Source organism: Arthrobacter sp. Helios (assembly GCF_023167125.1).
Taxonomy (GTDB): Bacteria; Actinomycetota; Actinomycetes; order Actinomycetales; family Micrococcaceae; genus Arthrobacter_B; species Arthrobacter_B luteolus.
In genome coordinates this window covers 3,333,694-3,349,580 of record NZ_CP095402.1, presented here as the reverse complement: position 1 = coordinate 3,349,580, position 15,887 = coordinate 3,333,694, and the positions used below count along the sequence as shown (strand labels likewise).

The following is a 15,887-nucleotide window of genomic DNA, read 5'->3' as shown; positions in this document are numbered from 1 at the left end:
ACGCTCAGCCGTTAATCAGGGATTCAAGCCACTGATCAGCTGCCTCGAACGCCTGGTCCGAAGTGTGCGGCAGCACCTCCGGCCGGCGGTAATCGGCCCGGGCATAGGAGCCCAGGAACCGAAGTTCCGGGGAGATCCGGTGCAGCCCCTTGAGGGCGTCTGCCACCCGGGCATCCAAGACGTGCCCGTCGGCGTCAATGCTGAAAAAGTAGTCCCCCAGGAATGCGCCGGTAGGGCGGGATTCAATGCGGCTGAGGTTCACGCCCCGGGCCATGAAGTGCTCCAGGATTTCCATCAGGGCGCCGGGGCGGTCCTCAGGCAGCGGGATCACCACGGTGGTTTTGTCTGCCCCGGTGGGCTCGGGCAGCAGGCCCGGCAGGCTGACCAGGATGAAGCGGGTGACGGCCTCGGCGTAGTCCCCGATGCCGCGGGCAATAACGTTCAGCCCGAGCCTCGCGGCCACCAGGGGCGCGCAGATTGCGGCGTCGAACCCGGAATCCTCTTCCAGCAGCCCGACGGCGGCTGCCGCAGTCGAGGAGGACGGAAGATATTCTGCCTGTGGAATATTCTGCGCAGCCCAGTTGCGGCACTGCGCCCAGGCATGGCTGTGGGTTGAAACCCGCTGGATGTCGGCAAGTTCCATGCCCGGCCGCACGGCCAGGACAAAGGTGATCGGGACCAGGATTTCCCGCAGGATCCTCAACGGCTGGCCAACGGAGATGGCATCCAGGGTGGCACTGACGCCGCCCTCCACCGAGTTCTCAATGGGCACCACGGCAGCGTTCGCGTGTCCGGACCGCACCATTTCCAGTGCCGCCGTGACCGAGGTCGAGGGAATCCGGACAGCGTCCTCGGCGCCGGGGACCTGCAGCAGGGCGGCCTCGGTAAACGTCCCCTCGGGCCCGAGGAAGGTGTAGACCATAGTGCCGGGCAGGCGGGAGTCCCGGGCCGCAGCCTTGCCGGGAGCACTCATACGACTGTGGGTTCCGTTCCGGCATCGGAGACCATCGGCTTGCCGGCTTCCAGCCAGGCACCCATGCCCCCGGTGACGTTTACAGCCGAATAGCCGTGCGCTTCCAGCCACTGCGTGGCCCGGGCACTGCGGCCGCCGGTGCGGCAGATGACGGCGAGGTCCCCGTCCGGGTCAAGGTCATCCAAGCGGTCCGGAAGCTGATCCAGGGGAATGTGCAAGGCGTCGGGAATGTGTCCGGCCTCCCACTCATAGTCCTCGCGGACATCGAGTATCTTGGCGCCTACGGGAATGGCTTCCACTGACACGTTTTCCATCTCGCTCATAGCTTCCTCGCAATAGTTCTTTGCCTGGGCTGACTAGGCGGTAAACCCGCGGACACGCGGGCGATTCTGCCTGTCATCCAGCCTATAGTGGGATGCACCGCCAGAGAACCAGACGGCCCCCGCCCCGGAGGTAGCAATGCCCATTGGCCCACCCGTGCAAGGCCCTGCAGATGCGCCTTCCGATGCAGAACTGGGCGCACTGACCGCCCTGCAGTTGAGAAACGCCCTGGCCGCGCGCCAAGTCTCCGCGCGGGAAGTTACTGAGTACTATCTGGGCAGGATCGAGGCCCTGAACCCATCGCTCGGAGCGTTTATCGCGGTTACCGCGGACCTCGCCCGGGCCGAGGCATCCCGGGCCGATGACGCCCTGGCGCAGGGTCGGGCCCCGGCACTGCTTCACGGCATGCCACTGGCCCACAAGGACCTCACCGATGTCGCCGGCGTGCCGACCACCATGGGCAGCGCGGCCGTACCCCCAGCGCCCGCTGCCGAGGACGGGCCGCTGGCCTCCGTCCTTCGAGCCGCAGGGGCGATCAGCCTCGGAAAAACGCAGGTTCCAGAGTTCGGCCTCAGCAGTTACAGCGAGAACCTCATCGCACCGCCGGCGCGCAACCCGCTGGACCCGTCCCTCAGCCCGGGTGGATCCTCCGGCGGCTCCGCCGCTGCAGTGGCTGCTGGAATGATCCCGTTTGCGCCCGGCACCGATGGCGGAGGATCCGTTCGTATCCCGGCGGCGGCAACGGGGCTGGTCGGCCTGAAACCCAACCGCGGCCGGATTCCGGCGGGCGGCGGACAACGCGACCTGGGCCAGTTCGTCGTGGCTGGCCCCCTGGCCCGGACCGCGGCAGACGCGGCCCTCATGCTGGACGCCATGGTGGCCGAACCGAATTTCCATGCCACCTCTGCCCCCGCTCCGGGCGGCAGCTTCCTGGAGGCCGCCCTGCGGGCTGAGGGACGGTTCCGGATTGGCCTGAGCACCCGCTCCCCCTTTGAATCCCGTCTCGACATCCAACTGGATCCGGAGGCCGTCCTCGGGCTGGAGGCCGGGGTGCTCGCACTGACCGGTGCGGGTCACAACGTCGAAGATGCCGACGTGCAGTATGACGAACGGTATCCGGACGCCTTCAGCCTCGTCTGGACCGCCCCGCTCGCCAACATTCCCCTTCCGGCCGATCAGGAAGACCAGCTGGTTCCACTGACGGCGACCATGCGCCGCCGTGCCCTCCAGCGCTCTGCGGCGGATTTGGCCGCAGCCGTGGAAATCCTGCGCGGTTTCGAGGAAGACACCATCCGGCAGTATGCCGCGTGGGACATGATGCTCACTCCGGTGCTCGGAATGACCCCACGGCCCATCGGCTGGTACTGGACGGGTGACGCCGATGAGGACTACGCGCGGCAGTGCCGCTATTCGCCGTTCACCTCGATGGTCAACGTCTGCGGCCTGCCTGCCATCACGGTTCCCACCTACCGCACGGCGGACGGGCTGTGGATGGGCATTCAGCTGATCGGCCGGCCCGGCGCTGAGGCGGAGCTGCTGGCCGTCGCCGCCCAGCTGGAGTCCAATAACAGGTGAACACCTTCATGGAGCGCCATTTTGTCCAAAATGTGGACAAAAGTGTGCATTTTGCGGTGATTCTGCACACAGAACCTTGCTTCTAACCCCTAGAAGCAACCGGTTTTTGAGCAACATGCTTAAACGGACCTCGTTAGGCTTTGCGACGATGGAGACATGACTTCAAGTCCTCCCTCCACACAACCCGCGTCTGCAGCACCCACGCGCAAGGCCTTCTTCGGCCACCCCCGGATGCTCGCCAACCTGTTTAGCGTTGAGCTCTGGGAGCGGTTCTCCTTCTACGGTATGCAGGGCATCCTGCTGTACTACATGTACTACTCCGTCACTGACGGCGGACTAGGCATGAACGAAGGGGTCGCGGCGGGACTCGTCGGGGCCTACGGCGGCGGCGTCTACCTCTCCACCATCCTCGGTGCATGGCTGGCTGACCGCGTCCTCGGTTCGGAACGGACCCTTTTCTACTCGGCCATCATCATCATGCTTGGCCATATTTCCCTCGCCCTGGTTCCGGGATACGTCGGACTGGCCATCGGTCTGGTCCTGATCGCCCTTGGCTCCGGCGGCCTGAAGGCCAATGCCACCGCCCTGGTTGGAACGCTCTACGAGGAGAAGGACGAACGCCGCGACGCCGGCTTCTCCATCTTCTACATGGGCATCAACATCGGCGGCCTGATGGGCCCCATCCTGACCGGCCTGGTCTGGAACAGCATGGGCTTCCACTTCGGCTTCGGCCTGGCAGCAATCGGCATGGCCATCGGCCTCGCCCAGTACGCCGCGACCCGCAAGCACCTGCCCGAGTCGGCGCACCTCGTTGCCAACCCGCTGCCCAAGAGCCAGTACGCCCGCATGGGCGCAATCACCGCAGCAGCGCTGGTCGTCGTGGCTCTGGCCATCGCCTTCGGTGTGGTGACCAGCGAAAACCTGGTCAGCTTCATGGCGGCCCTGGCCCTGATCGCATCGATCGCCTACTTCGCCGTGATCCTCACCAGCAAGCGGGTTAACACGCTGGAACGCCGCCGGGTGTTCTCCTTCATGCCGCTCTTCGTGGCAAGCACGGCCTTCTGGGCCCTGTTCCAGCAGCAGTTCACCGTGGTGGCACTGTACGCGGACTCGTCCCTGAACCTGGACCTGTTCGGCTGGCAGATGCCGCCGAGCTTCGTGCAGTCGATCAACCCGATCTTCATTATCATCTTCGCGGCCGTCTTCGCCAGCATGTGGACCAAGCTCGGTTCCCGCCAGCCGGGCACCCCGCTGAAGTTCGCCATCGGCCTCAGCGTGATGGGCCTGGCCTTCCTGGCCTTCATCCCGTTCTCCGGTGGCGGCCCGAACAGCACACCGCTGCTGGCCCTCGCCGGCATCCTGCTGCTGTTCACGTTCGCTGAGCTCTCGCTCTCCCCGATCGGACTCTCCGCGGCAACCAAGCTCGCTCCGTCGGCATTCCCGACCCAGATGGTGGCACTGTTCTACCTCTCGGTGTCCCTGGGCAGCACGCTTTCGGGCTGGCTCGCGCAGTTCTACACGGCGGAGACCGAAGTGGCCTACTTCTCCTTCCTGGGGATCACCGCCGTCGTGCTGGGCATCATCCTGGCCCTCTGCGCCCCCTCGATCAAGAAGCTCATGGGCGGGGTGCGGTAGCCCCCACCCCGCAGCCGGCCCCACCGGGGCCAGCCGGCATAGAAGTGCCCGCCCTGTTCCTGCAGGGCGGGCACTTCTGCGTTCAGCGGCAAAGCGGGCTCAATCCAACCTAGACAATCTGACGGCCATGGCTCCTTGAGCAATGATTTTTGTCCTTGATGGCCACAAACAACCAGTCAACTGTCTTCACAGTGCGCGCCGAATTAGACAATGTGACCACCCTCACAGTTAGTATCGTGGGACCAGCCGGTGCGCAAAGGCACCCGTGCACCGAGGGACCGATAACGACGTCGGCCCCGAGGACCCGGGGCCCCGCCCGGTACCACGTCACCCTGCCCCGGCGCCGTCCGCCGCTGGGCAGCGCACTGAAAGGGCAATGATGAAACGTTCGAAGACAGGGGCACTGGGGGCCCTGCTGCTGGGTGTCTCACTTGCAGCCACCGGCTGTGGCGGCGACACAGCCGCCGGAAGCTCCGACATGGTCCGGATCGGCATCAGCCAGCTGGTGGAGCACCCGTCCCTGGACCAGGCCCGAAAGGGCTTCATCCGGGCTTTTGAGGAGAACGGGTACACCGAAGGCGAGAACCTGGAACTGGATATCCAGAATGCTGCCGGGGACCAGGCCACGGCCACCACCATCGCGTCCTCCTTCGCCTCGGATGGCAAGGACCTGGTCCTGGCCATTGCCACCCCCGCAGCGCAGGCGGCTGCCCAGGCGATTACCGACGTTCCGGTGCTGTTCACCGCGGTCACCGAGCCGGAAGTTGCGGGCCTGGTCGATTCCTGGGACAGCCCGGGCGCCAACATCACCGGCACCTCGGACCTGAACCCGGTCAAGGAGCAGATTGGCCTGATCAAGGAACTGGCTCCGGACGCCAAGAGCGTCGGCATCGTCTACAGCTCGGGCGAGGTCAACTCCGACGTGCAGGTTGAACTTGCCCAGGAAGCGGCCAAGGAGCTCGGCCTGGAGGTCAAGCTGGCCACCGTCAGCAACTCCGCCGAGGTGCAGCAGGCCACCGAGTCCCTGGACGTGGATGCCCTTTACGTTCCCACTGACAACAACGTCGTCTCAGCCCTGCAGTCGGTCATCCAGATTGCGGAAACCAAGCAGATCCCCGTTGTGGTTGGCGAAGGCGACTCGGTGGAAAACGGCGGCCTGGCTACCTACGGCCTCGACTACGAGTCCCTGGGCTACCAGACCGGGCTGATGGCGCTGAAGATCCTCGAGGACGGCGCTGACCCGGCAGGGATGCCGGTGGAGACGCTGACTGAAATCCAGCTCATCGTCAACAAGTCCGCTGCGGCCAACATGGGAGTCGAAATCCCTGCTGCCCTGCTGGAGAAGGCCGACAAGGTCATCGAATAACCTCCCGCTGCCATCACTATCTGCTTGAAGGAACGGATCTTCCATGATCACTGCTGTTGAACTGGGGCTTATCTATGCGGTGATGGCCCTGGGTGTCTATCTCACCTTCCGCATCCTGGACTTTCCGGACCTCACGGTGGATGGCAGCTTCACCACCGGCGCGGCCGTGGCGGCCGTCATGATTATCAACGGGGCTCCGCCCCTGGCCGCCACCGCCGCGGCGTTCGGTGCCGGACTGCTGGCCGGCTGCGTCACCGGGCTGCTGCATACCAAGGGCAAAATCAACGGCCTGCTGGCCGGCATCCTCACCATGATCGCGCTGTACTCGATCAACCTGAGAATTATGGGCAAGGCCAACCTGCCTCTGCTCCGGGAGGACACCCTCATCTCCCCGCTCCGCGAGAACGGCTACCTGGGCGGCGTCGTCGCGATCGCGATCTTCGCCCTGCTGGCCATCGGCGTCAAACTTTTCCTGGACTGGTTCCTGCACACCGACCTGGGCCTGGCAATGCAGGCCACCGGCGACAACCAGGAAATGATCCGCAGCTTCGGTGTCAGCACTGACCGGATGAAGATCCTGGGCCTGGCGATCTCCAACGGTTTCGTAGCCCTGTGCGGCGCCCTGATCGCCCAGTACCAGGGTTTTGCGGACATCGGCATGGGCATCGGCCTGATCCTGGTGGGCCTGGCCTCGGTGATCATCGGCCAGGCCGTCTTCGGCAGCCGCATCATCGTGATCTCCACACTGGCCGTGATCCTGGGCTCCATCGTCTACCGGCTGGTTATTGCCCTGGCCCTGCAGGTGGGTTTCAATCCGTCGGACATGAAGCTCATCTCCGCGGTCCTGGTTGTTGTGGCGCTGGTGCTGCCGCAGTGGAAGCTGTTCCGCCGATTGCCCACGTTCCGCAGCCTGCGGAAGTCCACCGTTACGACGTCGAGCTAGCCGGGAACCGAACATGCTGAAAATCCAGAACGTACAGAAGACCTTCTTCGCCGGAACCGTCAACGAACGGACCGCCCTGGCGAACATCGACCTGGAGTTGGCGGCCGGGGAATTCCTCACGGTCATCGGCAGCAACGGTGCCGGCAAGTCCACGCTGCTGAACATGGTCTCCGGCAAGCTGCGGCCGGACACCGGATCAGTCGTTATTGACGGCAGGGACGTCACCCGGCTGCAGGACCACCAGCGGGCCCGATACATCGGCCGGGTGTTCCAGGACCCGATGGCCGGTTCCGCGCCGCAGCTGAGCATCGAACAGAACATGTCCATCGCCTATGAGCGCGGCAAAACCCGCGGCCTGGGCTGGGGTGTCTCCGCCAAAAAGCGCGAGCTTTTCCGTGAGGAGCTGAAATCCCTGGAACTGGGGCTCGAGGGGCGGCTGAAGTCCAAGGTCGGCCTGCTCTCCGGCGGGCAGCGGCAGGCGCTGTCCCTGCTGATGGCCACCTTCAGCGAACCCAAGATCCTCCTGCTGGACGAGCACACCGCGGCACTCGATCCGCAGCGCGCGGCGCTGGTCTCCCGGCTGACCGGGGAAATCGTGCAGCGGCACCGGCTCACCACGCTGATGGTTACGCACAACATGCAGCAGGCCCTGGACCTGGGCACCCGCCTGGTCATGATGCATGAGGGCAGGATCATCCTGGACCTGGACAGTGCCCAGAAGGCGGAAATGACAGTCCCGGACCTGCTGCACGAGTTCGAGAAGATCAAGGGCAGCCTGGACGACAGGACCATGCTCCAGTAGCCCGGCCGGCCGGCAGATACCGGAAGTGCCCCCTTTGCCAAGCGTTGAAGGGGGCACTTTCTGCCGTTTCGCTGCGGAGAAGCAGGAATCTTTGGCATGCTTGGGTCTATGTCTAACCGAGCCGGTACCCCTGCCCAGCCTTCTGACCTCGTTAACCTGACGGCACTCCTGGATGCTTATTTCGACGTCGCACCGGACCTCTCGGATCCCGGACAGCGTGTCGCCTTTGGCACCTCAGGCCACCGCGGCAGTTCGCTGAAGGCCGCCTTCAACGAACCCCATATCGCCGCCATCACGCAGGCGATTGTGGAGTACCGCACGGGGCAGGGCATCACCGGGCCGCTGTTTATGGGCAAGGACACCCATGCCCTCTCCGAGCCGGCGCAGAACACCGCCCTCGAAGTGCTGGCCGGCAACGGCGTTAACGTGCTGATCGACGCGCGGACCGGCTTTACGCCCACCCCGGCCCTGAGCCACGCCATCCTGAAGCACAACGCCACCCGGACGGACCAGGCGGACGGGATCGTGATCACCCCGTCCCACAACCCGCCGGCCGACGGCGGCTTCAAGTACAACCCGCCCTCCGGCGGACCCGCGGATTCCGACACCACGTCCTGGATCGCGAACCGGGCCAATGAACTCCTGGAGAACGGATTGCGGGGAGTCAAGCGCATCCCGCTGGGGCAGGCCCGGCTGGCCGACTCCGTGGGCTCCTACGACTTCCTCCAGAACTACGTCGGCGACCTCGGATCAGTGCTGAACATGGATGCCATCGCCGCCGCCGGCCTGCACATCGGCGCCGATCCCATGGGCGGGGCGTCGGTGGACTACTGGGGTGCCATCGGTGAGCAGTACGGCCTGAACCTCACGGTGGTGAATCCCAACGTGGACCCGCAGTTCGGTTTTATGACTCTGGACTGGGATGAAAAGATCCGCATGGACTGCTCCTCCCCCGACGCGATGGCATCCCTGATTGCACAGGCCGGACAGTATGACATTGCCACCGGCAACGACGCCGACGCCGACCGGCACGGGATCGTCACCCCTGACGCGGGCCTGATGAACCCGAACCACTACCTCGCCGCAGCCGTGGAATACCTGTACGCGAACCGTTCCGGCTGGCGCGGCGATGCCATGGTTGGCAAAACCCTGGTCTCCTCCTCGATGATCGACCGGGTGACCGCCAGCCTGGACCGCCGGCTGATGGAGGTTCCGGTGGGCTTCAAATGGTTCGTTCCCGGCCTGCTGTCCGGTGAAGTTGCCTTCGGCGGAGAGGAATCCGCCGGCGCCTCCTTCCTGCGCCTGGACGGGACCGCCTGGACCACGGACAAGGACGGCATCCTGCTGGCCCTGCTCGCCTCGGAAATCACTGCCGTGACCTCGAAAACGCCGTCCCAGCACTACCGCGAACTCACCAGCCGCTTTGGCGACCCGGTCTACGCGCGGGTTGACGCCCCGGCCACGCGCGAACAGAAGGCAGCATTGTCCAAGCTGGCGCCGTCGGACGTCACTGCCACCACCCTGGCCGGTGAGGAAATCACTGCCCGGCTGACCGAAGCACCGGGCAACGGCGCGGCAGTGGGCGGCCTTAAGGTCACCACGGAGAACGCCTGGTTTGCGGCCCGGCCGTCCGGCACCGAAGACGTGTACAAAATCTACGTCGAGTCCTTTAAGGGCGTGGAGCATCTGCGCCAGGTCCAGGACGAGGCGAAGGCGATCGTGGACGGCGTCATTTCCTAGCCTGCGCCCCCCCCCGCCTGCCTGCGGCTCCCGGACGTCTGTTCGGGAGCCGCAGGCATTTTCCGGGCGGGTACCGCTAGAGCAGGCGCCGCAGGATCCGGGACTTGAACCCGTTGTACGGCGGGTAGGCAACGCGCAGGGTGTCCAGCATTGTGCCCTTGGAAAATACCGGCCGCAGCTGGCTGAACGTGTCGAACGAGGCCTTGCCGTGATAGGCACCCATTCCGCTGGCGCCCGCACCGCCAAACGGAAGTTCGGGGACGGCCAGCTGCACGATTGCCGCGTTGTGGTTCACGCTGCCGGCCCGGATCCCTTCCTCGAACCGCCGCTGCTGTGCGGCTGAGGAGGTGAACAGGTAGGCGGCCAGCGGAGCAGGCCGGGAGTTGATGATGTCCATTGCCGCGTCCAGGTCCGGCACGGTCACCACGGGCAGGATCGGACCGAAAATCTCCTCCTGCATCACCGGGGCGTCCAGCGGTACCCCGGTCAGCACGGTGGGTTCCAGATAGAGGCTGTCCCTCTCATACCGGCCCCCGGACGCCACTGTCCCGTCCTGCAGGTAGCCGGTGAGCCGGTCGAAGTGGTGTTCATTGATGATCCGGCCGAAGTCCGGGCTCCGGGACGGGTCCTTGCCGACGAACTCACGGATGGTTTTACCAAACTGCTTCACGAGCTTCGGGGCGGTGTCCGGCGTGGCGAGGACGTAGTCCGGTGCCACACAGGTCTGCCCCGCGTTCATCAGCTTCCCGTAGGCGATCCGCCGCGCGATCGCGGCCAGGTTGCCGTCCAGCACGACGGCGGGAGACTTGCCGCCCAGCTCCAGCGTCACCGGGGTCAGGTGCTCCGCGGCCGCCCGCATCACCACCTTGCCGACGCGTTCTCCGCCGGTGTAGAAAATATGATCGAAGCGTTCCTTGAGCAGCGCCTCGGATTCCGCCTGGGCGCCCTCGATGACCACCACAGCCTCGGAATCCAGATACTCGGGCAGCAGCCGGGCCAGCGTCCGTGACGTTGCCGGAGCCAATTCACTGGGTTTGAGCACCGCGGCGTTGCCGGCCGCCAGGGCGCCGATCAGCGGGGCCAGCAGCAGCTGCACCGGGTAATTCCACGGCGCGATGATCAGCACCACCCCCAGCGGCTGGGGTTCGGTACGGGCCGACGCCGGCTGCAGGCCAAGCGGGACCGGCACCTTCCGGATCCGGGTCCAGTTCTCCAGGTGCTTGAGCGTGTACTCGGCCTCTGAGCGGGTGATGGAGACCTCGGTCAGGTAGCCCTCCAGCGGGTTCTTTCCCAGGTCTGTGTGCAGGGCTGCTAGAAGTTCCGCCTCGCGTTCGGAGAGCAGCCCCAGAAGAGCTTTCAGCTGCGCACGGCGCCAGGCGAGCGGGCGGGTCCGGCCGGAATCGTATGTTTTCCGGACGGCGGCGACCTGCGCGGGAATGCCATCGACGCCCCTTCCGGTCCAGGTTTGGGTTTCGGCGCTCATCCCCGGCCCCCTGTCTGCTGTTCCTGCATGATTCCTTGTGCGTGCTCGGCGGAGTGTGGGTCTGCGGCCGCTGCCTCAGTCCGCCCGGTGAAGTGGTCCATGGATTGGTAAACCTTGAACACGCGCCCTGCCACAACGTCCCAGGCCGGCTGCGGCAACAGTCCGCGCAGGGCGCTGCTCAGCGGCACGGTCCAGGGCAGCTGCACGCGTGCCTTGCCTTCCATCAGCGCAGCCCAGGCCTTGTTGACCACGAATCCGGGCTCCATCAGCGGGGTCATCAGCGGTCCGCGGGCACCCTCGAACATACCGGTCTTGATGTAGCTGGGAATCAGCGTGGTCACCATGACATGCTCATGTCCGGCCTCGGCGAGTTCCAGGCGCAGCGAGTCGCTCCACCCGATCATGGCCCATTTGGACGCCGTGTAGACGCTCATTTTCGGAACTGAAAGGGTGCCGGACGCCGAAGCGACGTTCAGGATGCGGGCCGGGGTCCGCCGTTCGATCATGGCTGGCAGGAAGGCCCGGGTGATGTGCATCGGGGCCAGGGTATTCACTGTCATCACGGCGTCGATGTCCGTGTCCGAGTGGTCCCAGAAGTAATTTCCGCGGACGATTCCGGCGTTGTTGATCAGGACGTCCGGGGCACCCGCGTCTGCCAGCACGGCCGCGGCGGCCTGGGATATTTCCTCCACGGAGGAAACATCAAGCACATAGGGACGGATCTCAGTGCCGCCCAGCGTCCGCAGTTCAGCGGCGGTTGCCTGCAGTGCCTGCGCATCGCGGTCCCAGAGGACCACGGCCCGCGCGCCCTCGCGCACGGCCCGTTCCGCGTAGAGCCGGCCCATTCCCATGGCGCCGCCGGTGATGAGGACGCTCCGTCCTGATACTGATATACCCACGCTGTTCCGTCCGTTCCAGGCCGCCGGGCGGCCAATCGCTTGCCGGTAAAAATACTGGGTGCCGTGCAACAAAGGCGTGCTAACCATGCCGCACCGGTAACATTCTCCACGAATCATTCCCCCTTGTCCTTTGGAAGGCACACGTATGAGCAGGCTCGGCACAGACTGGACAATGCACGGCGATGGGAAGACGATTCGGCCTGGTGCCTATGTAGCTCCCGACGAGCGGCTCACCTGGCCCCGGACCATCGGCATCGGCGCCCAGCACGTGGTCGCCATGTTCGGCGCAACGTTCCTGGTTCCACTGCTGACGGGGTTCCCCCCGGCCACGACTCTGCTGTTCTCCGGCATCGGAACCATCCTGTTCCTGATCATCACGGCTGGGAAGATTCCCAGCTACCTGGGCTCATCCTTTGCGTTTATTGCACCCATTGGCGCAGCCGTGAACCAGCACGGTCCCGGCGGCGCCCTCGGCGGCATCATCATGGCCGGCGCCACACTTTTCCTGATCGGCCTGGCAGCACAGCTGGCCGGAACCCGCTGGATCCAGGTCCTGATGCCGCCGGTCGTGACCGGCGCGATCGTCGCACTGATTGGCCTCAACCTGGCACCCACCACTAAAACCAACTACGAGGCCGGTCCGCTGACCGCCACTGTTACCGTGGTGGCGATCCTGCTGTGCACCGTGCTGTTCAAAGGTCTGATCGGCCGTCTCTCGATCCTGGTCGGGGTGCTCGCCGGCTACGTGGCTGCAATCATCCAGGGGGAAGTGGACTTCGCTGCGATCAACGACGCCGGCTGGTTCGGGCTGCCGGAGTTCACCGCGCCGACCTTCCACTTCAACGTCATTGGGCTTTTTGTTCCGGTGGTGCTGGTGCTGGTTGCTGAGAACATCGGCCATGTGAAGTCCGTGGCGGCCATGACGGGCCGCAACCTCGATCCCTACACCGGCCGGGCCCTGATGGCCGACGGCGTCGCCACCATGCTTGCCGGCTCCGGCGGCGGTTCGGGCACCACCACCTACGCCGAGAACATCGGCGTGATGGCTGCCTCCCGGGTGTACTCCACCGCGGCCTACTGGGTCGCCGGCATCGTCGCGGTCCTGCTGAGCCTCTTCCCCAAGTTCGGCGCCCTGATCGCCACCATCCCCGCAGGCGTCCTCGGCGGAGCCGGCGTGGTGCTGTACGGGATGATCGGCATCCTGGGCGTGCGCATCTGGGTCGACAACCGGGTGAACTTCTCCAACCCGATCAACCTCTCGGTCGCCGGTGTGGCCCTGGTGGTGGGCATCGCCAACTACACCTGGAACATTGCCGGACTCACCTTCGAAGGCATCGCGCTCGGTACGGCGGCCACCCTGGTGATTTATCACGGCATGAGCGCCATTGCCCGGTGGCGCGGCACCATGCCGGACGAGCCGCAGGAGGACGTGGGCGCCACACCCTCCAGCCTCGGCTAGTCCCGCCTCACGGCCGTGCGGGCCGGGCGGATCACGGTGTCCGCCCTCATCCCGCACGGCCGTTCACGCTTCCCCTCACCGGGGCTGCCCCTTAGCATGGGCCCGGCATCCGTGCCCGGACGCTTTGCCGGACCCGGTTATCGGGGTCTGGTACCTAACCACTGAAGCGTGACGTTCAGAGGAGCGGAACATAAGCCTTGAGGGGAAACAGCACACTGGATGGCCTGGCAAGCGCCCCCGCCTGACCTCCTTCCTCCTGCTGGCTGCCGTAACGGCCGCCGGGAGCGGACTCTCCTACTTCCGGATCCCGCCGGTTTCCGCCCGCACGGTCTGGGCCGAAGACGGGGCACTTTTTCTCCAGGAGTACCTCACCCAGGGGCCCGGCCTGCTCAACCCCTATGCCGGGTATCTGCACTTCCTGCCACGCTGCCTCGTGGCGCTGGTCGCTTCGGTCTTCGACCTTGGGGTCTATCCAGCAGCCATCTCGATTGCGTGCAGCATCGTCCTGGGCCTGATCGCAGCGGCCACTTTCTACTGCTCCTCTGAGCTCACGGCCAACCTGGCCGCCAGGCTGTGCTGGGCATCGATTCCCGTACTCGTTGCTCCCGGCGGGCTGGAAACGGTGGGCAACGCTGCCAACCTGCACTGGTACCTGTTGTGGCTCACTCCGTGGGTCCTGATGAAGACCCCCGCCGGGATTGGCGGAGGACTGGTCCTGGGGGTCTCCGCCCTCGTTATCAGCCTGAGCGAAATCCAGTCAGTGCTCTTCCTTCCCCTGGTATTCCTCCGCCCCGGAAACAAGGGACTGTGGTGGGCCAAGACGGGCTTTGTCATCGGTGCAGGGTGCCAGGTGTTCAATATGTGGGTGTATCCCCGGGCGCCGGGAATGGAAGTGGACATGGACTTCCTGTCCGTCTTCAACGGATACTTCCTGAACTCAACCGGCGCAGTTTTCTACGGTGCCAGTTCGGTGATCATCAATCACATTCACGCCTTCGGTGCAGCGCCGATTCTCGTCAGCGCCATCCCATTTGCCTTCGCCGCCCTCCTGGTGGGGTTCTTTGGCAGCCGCCGGCAACGCCTGGCCGGCGGTATCTGGTTCCTTGCGTCTGCGGCAACCTGGACCGCGGCAGTGGTGATTAACCCCGCACCCTATTTCCGGTATTCAGACTTTGTCTCCGCTGAAGACTGGATGGTCTTCTACATCAGCCGCTACAGCGTTGTCCCCTCAATGTTCCTGTTGGCGCTGCTGCCCCTCCTGATCCCGCGGAAGGCCGCGGAGGCTGGGTCCCGGGGCCGCTGGGCCGCTCTTATGGACAGCCGGCAGTTTCGGGGCGGGGTGGCAGGTGCGTTCTTGATTCTGCAGTCCGTGTATTACTTTCCCATCGATGATGCGCGCGGCTCCGGCCCTGAATGGGCCCCCGGAATTCAGGCAGCCCGGGAGGCATGCGCTACGGATCCGGATTTGGCCAGCGTCGAGATCCCACAAGCCCCGAATAAGTGGACCACCCGCATCCGCTGTTCGGATCTTTAGCCGGGTCTGGAATCAGCCGGGGCTCCGTCCGGGGACTTCAGGCCCCTTCAAGGGCCGCACGGGTAGCCCGGGCGACGTAATACTCAGCCCGGGCCATCGCTTCTTCGGGGCTCGGCGCCAGGTCCAGCAGGCTCACGGCGGCCTCCACGCCGTACTCTGCCAGAACCCTGGGATCCAGGGTGATCCGGCCGGCAATGAGCACCACAGGAATCCCGGCGCCCGCCGCCAGCCGGGCGACTTCCAATGGGGCCTTGCCGAAGCGCGACTGCTCATCCAGCGACCCCTCGCCGGTCAGGACCAGGTCCGCTCCGGCGAGGGCGGGGACCAGCCCCACCAGATCCGCGATGAGGCCGAACCCGGGTTCGAGCGTGGCGTTGGTGAAGGCCAGGAAAGCAGCCGGAAATCCCCCGGCCGCGCCGGCACCGGGAATGTCGACGTCGATGCCGGTGGCCTCCTTCAGCAGCCGGGCCCAGTTGGCCAGCGCCTCATCCAGCAGCAGCCGGGCCGAGTTGTCCGCGCCCTTCTGTCCGCCGAAAACATGAGCGGCACCGTCGGCTCCGGTCAGCGGATTGGTGACGTCTGCGGCGATCCGGATACTGACATCTTTCAGCCGCGGGTCCAGGCCGGAACCGTCAACGGCGGCCGCTAGGGCTAGGCCGGCGCCTCCGAGCGGAACCTGGCTGCCGTCCGCCGCCAGGATCTTCAGGCCCAGCGCCTGGAGGGCGCCGGCACCGCCGTCTGACATCGCGGACCCGCCGATGCCGAGGATGATCTCCCGGGCGCCCGCGTCAAGGGCCGCCTGGATGAGCTGGCCGCTGCCGTAACTTGAGGCGGCCAGGGACGTCTGCACCGTGGGCTCAACCAGCATCAGGCCCGACGAGCGAGCCGTCTCGATGACCGCCGTCGAACCGTCCAAGGCCCACACAGCCGTGATTTCGCGGCCCATCGGACCGCGGACGCTGCTGGTTCGTTCCACCGCGCCGGCGGCCAGCGCCGCTTCCAGGGTTCCCTCGCCGCCGTCGGCGACAGGCAGCCGGGTGACCTCGGCGTCCGGATATACGGCGAGCACGCCCTGGGCCATGGCAGTTGCCGCTTCTTCGGCGGACAAGCTGCCTTTGAACTTATCCGGGGCTATAAGGACGCGCATGGTTCCATCC

The 15,887-nt window shown here is 65.5% G+C and carries 13 protein-coding genes; 8 read left to right on the top strand and 5 right to left on the bottom strand.

Going from position 1 to position 15,887, the window contains the following annotated elements:
• Positions 1-4 precede the first annotated feature (4 nt).
• The gene (gene pheA / locus ArtHe_RS15295; protein ID WP_248317720.1) at positions 5-973 is read right to left on the bottom strand and encodes a prephenate dehydratase; all 969 of its coding nucleotides are present in this window, start codon (positions 971-973) and stop codon (positions 5-7) included.
• Positions 970-1,296, bottom strand: a complete 327-nt coding sequence (locus ArtHe_RS15290; protein ID WP_066300639.1) for a rhodanese-like domain-containing protein — start codon at positions 1,294-1,296, stop codon at positions 970-972. Before ArtHe_RS15290 ends, pheA begins: the two co-directional genes overlap by 4 nt.
• Positions 1,297-1,450: 154 nt before the next feature.
• Here ArtHe_RS15290 and ArtHe_RS15285 point away from each other — a divergent pair, with 154 nt between their 5' ends.
• The 6 genes from ArtHe_RS15285 to pgm all read left to right on the top strand — a co-directional run bounded on the left by ArtHe_RS15285 (position 1,451) and on the right by pgm (position 9,355).
• On the top strand, positions 1,451-2,869 hold the full coding sequence (locus ArtHe_RS15285) for an amidase (protein WP_248317719.1): 1,419 nt from the start codon (positions 1,451-1,453) through the stop codon (positions 2,867-2,869).
• 156 nt (positions 2,870-3,025) lie between these two features.
• Complete coding sequence (locus ArtHe_RS15280) at positions 3,026-4,504, top strand: peptide MFS transporter (protein WP_248317718.1); 1,479 nt, start codon at positions 3,026-3,028, stop codon at positions 4,502-4,504.
• Between the two features lie 379 nt (positions 4,505-4,883).
• Positions 4,884-5,870: an ABC transporter substrate-binding protein gene (locus ArtHe_RS15275; protein ID WP_248317717.1), complete on the top strand. Its 987-nt coding sequence runs from the start codon at positions 4,884-4,886 to the stop codon at positions 5,868-5,870.
• Positions 5,871-5,913: 43 nt separating this feature from the next.
• Positions 5,914-6,813: an ABC transporter permease gene (locus tag ArtHe_RS15270; protein ID WP_066300632.1), complete on the top strand. Its 900-nt coding sequence runs from the start codon at positions 5,914-5,916 to the stop codon at positions 6,811-6,813.
• A 13-nt stretch (positions 6,814-6,826) separates the two neighbouring features.
• Positions 6,827-7,615, top strand: a complete 789-nt coding sequence (locus ArtHe_RS15265; RefSeq protein WP_248317716.1) for an ABC transporter ATP-binding protein — start codon at positions 6,827-6,829, stop codon at positions 7,613-7,615.
• A 108-nt stretch (positions 7,616-7,723) separates the two neighbouring features.
• Entirely contained in the window at positions 7,724-9,355 is a 1,632-nt protein-coding gene (pgm, locus tag ArtHe_RS15260; RefSeq protein ID WP_248317715.1) for a phosphoglucomutase (alpha-D-glucose-1,6-bisphosphate-dependent), read from the top strand.
• A gap of 76 nt (positions 9,356-9,431) precedes the next feature.
• On the opposite strand, the gene ArtHe_RS15255 is transcribed toward pgm, so the two are convergent.
• Both ArtHe_RS15255 and ArtHe_RS15250 read right to left on the bottom strand, forming a co-directional pair.
• Positions 9,432-10,838, bottom strand: coding sequence for an aldehyde dehydrogenase family protein (locus tag ArtHe_RS15255; protein WP_248317714.1), 1,407 nt, complete (start codon positions 10,836-10,838; stop codon positions 9,432-9,434).
• Positions 10,835-11,737 carry an SDR family NAD(P)-dependent oxidoreductase gene (locus ArtHe_RS15250; RefSeq protein ID WP_248317713.1) on the bottom strand — a complete coding sequence of 301 codons (903 nt, stop codon included), beginning with the start codon at positions 11,735-11,737 and terminating at the stop codon, positions 10,835-10,837. Before ArtHe_RS15250 ends, ArtHe_RS15255 begins: the two co-directional genes overlap by 4 nt.
• A 145-nt stretch (positions 11,738-11,882) precedes the next feature.
• Between ArtHe_RS15250 and ArtHe_RS15245 the strand changes: the two genes are divergently transcribed.
• Entirely contained in the window at positions 11,883-13,196 is a 1,314-nt protein-coding gene (locus ArtHe_RS15245; RefSeq protein WP_066300621.1) for a solute carrier family 23 protein, read from the top strand.
• 433 nt (positions 13,197-13,629) lie between these two features.
• Positions 13,630-14,730 (top strand): hypothetical protein, encoded by a 1,101-nt coding sequence (locus ArtHe_RS15240; RefSeq protein ID WP_248317712.1) that lies wholly within the window; start codon positions 13,630-13,632, stop codon positions 14,728-14,730.
• A 37-nt stretch (positions 14,731-14,767) separates the two neighbouring features.
• Here the strand turns inward: ArtHe_RS15240 and ArtHe_RS15235 are convergent, their stop codons facing one another.
• Entirely contained in the window at positions 14,768-15,877 is a 1,110-nt protein-coding gene (locus tag ArtHe_RS15235) for a glycerate kinase (protein WP_248317711.1), read from the bottom strand.
• Positions 15,878-15,887 lie beyond the last annotated feature (10 nt).

Coding starts and splice junctions, on each gene's coding strand:
- pheA (WP_248317720.1), bottom strand. CDS start 973: ATGAGTGCTCCCGGCAAGGCTGCGGCCCGGGACTCCCGCCTGCCCGGC.
- ArtHe_RS15290 (WP_066300639.1), bottom strand. CDS start 1,296: ATGAGCGAGATGGAAAACGTGTCAGTGGAAGCCATTCCCGTAGGCGCC.
- ArtHe_RS15280 (WP_248317718.1), top strand. CDS start 3,026: ATGACTTCAAGTCCTCCCTCCACACAACCCGCGTCTGCAGCACCCACG.
- ArtHe_RS15275 (WP_248317717.1), top strand. CDS start 4,884: ATGAAACGTTCGAAGACAGGGGCACTGGGGGCCCTGCTGCTGGGTGTC.
- ArtHe_RS15270 (WP_066300632.1), top strand. CDS start 5,914: ATGATCACTGCTGTTGAACTGGGGCTTATCTATGCGGTGATGGCCCTG.
- ArtHe_RS15265 (WP_248317716.1), top strand. CDS start 6,827: ATGCTGAAAATCCAGAACGTACAGAAGACCTTCTTCGCCGGAACCGTC.
- pgm (WP_248317715.1), top strand. CDS start 7,724: ATGTCTAACCGAGCCGGTACCCCTGCCCAGCCTTCTGACCTCGTTAAC.
- ArtHe_RS15255 (WP_248317714.1), bottom strand. CDS start 10,838: ATGAGCGCCGAAACCCAAACCTGGACCGGAAGGGGCGTCGATGGCATT.
- ArtHe_RS15245 (WP_066300621.1), top strand. CDS start 11,883: ATGAGCAGGCTCGGCACAGACTGGACAATGCACGGCGATGGGAAGACG.
- ArtHe_RS15235 (WP_248317711.1), bottom strand. CDS start 15,877: ATGCGCGTCCTTATAGCCCCGGATAAGTTCAAAGGCAGCTTGTCCGCC.